We start from the raw sequence: 236 nt of genomic DNA, 5'->3' as shown, positions 1-236 counted from the left end.
GGGTACGGTTGATGACATCATGGCAAACAAAGAGTCACTGACTGGACAATATATGTCTGGTAAGAAAAGAATCGAGATTCCTACTATTCGTCATAAAGCCAAAACGATAGATATGGAAGTCAAAGGTAAAGCGAAACCCAAACAAGTACCGATGACGATTGAGCTAAAAGGCGCATCTGGCAACAACTTGCACGATGTTGATTTGACCTTACCTATAGGTATCATGACTTGTATTA

Annotated in this window: 1 protein-coding gene; it reads left to right on the top strand. The window is 40.3% G+C overall.

Going from position 1 to position 236, the window contains the following annotated elements; translation table 11 throughout:
- Positions 1-19: 19 nt before the first annotated feature.
- Positions 20-236 (top strand): hypothetical protein (locus AAEZ03_RS28905; RefSeq protein WP_350583440.1); only part of this gene is annotated, 217 nt, incomplete at its 3' end.

Source organism: Pseudomonas sp. HY2-MNA-CIBAN-0224 (genome assembly GCF_040310285.1).
Classification (GTDB): Bacteria; Pseudomonadota; Gammaproteobacteria; order Pseudomonadales; family Pseudomonadaceae; genus Aquipseudomonas; species Aquipseudomonas helleri.
The sequence above is the reverse complement of the archived record's forward strand: the minus strand, read 5'-3'. Positions and strand labels throughout refer to the sequence as shown.